At 34.9% G+C, this 2,536-nt stretch carries 2 protein-coding genes; both read right to left on the bottom strand.

The window, feature by feature from the left end:
• Positions 1-1,803: FtsK/SpoIIIE domain-containing protein (locus K4I03_RS00010; RefSeq protein WP_227963275.1), on the bottom strand; the 1,803-nt coding region annotated here is incomplete at its 3' end.
• A 106-nt stretch (positions 1,804-1,909) separates the two neighbouring features.
• Entirely contained in the window at positions 1,910-2,479 is a 570-nt protein-coding gene (locus tag K4I03_RS00005; protein ID WP_227963274.1) for a hypothetical protein, read from the bottom strand.
• Between the last annotated feature and the right edge of the window lie 57 nt (positions 2,480-2,536).

Genomic DNA, 2,536 nt, shown 5'->3' with positions numbered 1-2,536 from the left:
TGATGGCCGCTGTGTAGCCCCAATGAAATGAATACCTGCTGCCCTTGCTTTTTGAGCTATACGAATAATGTGAGCTTCAACTTGTTTACCTGCGGTCATCATCATATCGGACATTTCATCGACAACTACAACTAGGAATGGGAGTTTTTTATTTCCCTCTGCCAGCCTTTTTTTGTTATAGCCTGAAATGTTTCTAACATTATATTGAGCAAGCAATTCATAACGACGTTCCATTTCTTCTACTACATATTCTAACGCTTTATCCATAAGTGCAACATCAACAATAGGGTCGGCTAACAAGAATGAATTGCCTTTGTAAATGCTCAGCTCAACTCTTTTCGGGTCTATTAATAGAAATTGTACGTTATCTGGGGTGTTATGTTTCATAATAGAAAGGATGATTTGGTTTAAACCTACAGATTTTCCTGACCCAGTCGATCCAGCTATTAATAAGTGAGGAAGTTTTGCAATATCAATAATTACAGGATTCCCGTTTTCATCGCCTCCAAACAGAGAGGATAATGGTGTCAGATTTTTGTTATCAATTCCATCTGTAAGCAATTTCTGGGCGTCCAATAAAACAGTGTTTTCTAAAGGAACATCAATTAAAATACGACCAGCTTTTGTAGAGATGAACACCCCCTCGACACCTATGAAGTTTTCAATATCTTGCTTTAAAGAACCATCAGTAATACGCTTATTAGCAGGCATGGTGAAAATAAATTGAACAGTTGCGCTTTTTACTTTCACATTATCTAGTTGTGCTCGCAAGTCATCATTAGACTGCATAAACATCTCAATACTGCTTTGAATTTCTTTGGCTTCAATCTTTGCTGTTTCTAATTGATTTTTAATTTGCTCAGAACGATTTTCTAAGATGTCAACAGACCAACTTTCTACAAATCCGTCTAAATTGTTTGCTTTTTTGACAGAGGTAAGTTTTGTGTCAGAAAGATTGTTATCTACTTCTGCTGTATTTCCTTTTTCAACTTGTTTAGCTTGAGCCTTTTGTAAAGTTTCTTGAATTTTCTGAGTGTAATATTCAGTTTTGTTTATTTCGGCCAAGAAGAAATACTCTCGTCCATCTCTTGATTTCAAAGCTTGTCCAAAAACAAAGTCTCCGTTAGATGCGTCAGTTAAATCATTTGGTAAATCTTTGATTTTTGAAAGAAAAAGTTTGGCAGCAGTTCGATTGTTTGGAGCAATTAAAGAAACTTTTGCGATAGAAAGAAAGTCGGATCCATTAATTTCCTGGCGAGTATTGATAGTTACGTCCATTGCCTTGATTACGTCACGAACTTGCTGCTCATACTTTTTATTAGCTTCTTTTTGCTCTTTATTAGTTTCTTCAAAGAAAGATAATTCATAGTGTTTCAATATATATGACTTCATCTTTCTGGCCAGCCTATCATCTTGAAATGGTCGCAATTCACCATGATGATGTCGTAAAGCAATAGTCGCTGCATATAGTGCAACACAACCAACCAAACCATAAGCAATCCATTTCATAGGCCCAAAGAGTGGATGACTAAAAAAATTATAAGCTCCGACAACAAAGTTATTGTAGCCATTCAATATATCATCTAAAGATTTAAAGTTTGTTGGGGTGGCTGGATTTTTGGCAAGTGAATGAAATAAACCTTGAACTAATCTACGTCCCATCTCAGCAATAAGTAATACACCCTCAGAGATAAGTCCAAATTTCATAATCTGATATAGTCGTTTAGAACTATTAGCATAGGGATAAATATTTACATTATCTTTAAGATATTTCTCTCTATTCTTGGATTTGTTTTCTGCCATAAAAAGCTCCTATATTTCTTTGTTTAATTATCTTTATTATACCATAAAAAAGGCACTTTAGAGTATTTTTTTTGGTGTATAATAAAAAGACTTGCAATACAAGTCTTTAATTGTATAGTTTATCAAAATCAATGCCGCTTAGAGTCGAATCAAGAATGAGACGAACAGCTTCAGAATCTGCCTGGAAACCTAACTCTTTGGTTAGTTTTTCTATCTTATCAATTTGGTGCTGCTCCATACGGAAAGTTCTGGAAATTTTCCCCTCGTCCCCTTTTTTCTCGTTTTTCATTTTTAAGAGCATAGCGGTGATGTCGTTGGATCCTTTAGTTGCGTATTCATTTTTATTGTGATTTTTAATCAATGAATCAGTATCAGCAAAGTCAATCATTGCTCGGAAAGCTGTCGCATAGTTTTTGTAAAAACCCTGGTCTGCTAATTTGTTTAGGGAGCTAAAATGACTTTGTGTCATTGTATAATTTTTTGAAATCTTTGTTTCTTTTTTTGTTGCTAGTTTGCTTGAGGCACTAATCGCTTTAGGCTGTCGTTTAACGCTTTTTTTCTCAGGTTTAGGTTCCAATTCAACTGCTTGAAATGTCTTACTTGGTTTTGTTGAGGGCGTTGACTCTGCTTTCTTAGGTGCTCCTTTTAAAAGATTTTTAAATGATGGATTAGCCATGTCTTTCTCCTTTTTTGCGTAATGTAATAGATTGGTTATGAAGTGTAATTGTATTTG

Source organism: Streptococcus sanguinis, from assembly GCF_020729725.1.
GTDB lineage: Bacteria > Bacillota > Bacilli > Lactobacillales > Streptococcaceae > Streptococcus > Streptococcus sanguinis_V.
Note: the sequence above shows the minus strand (reverse complement) of the source record. Positions and strands in the feature narration are given on the sequence as shown.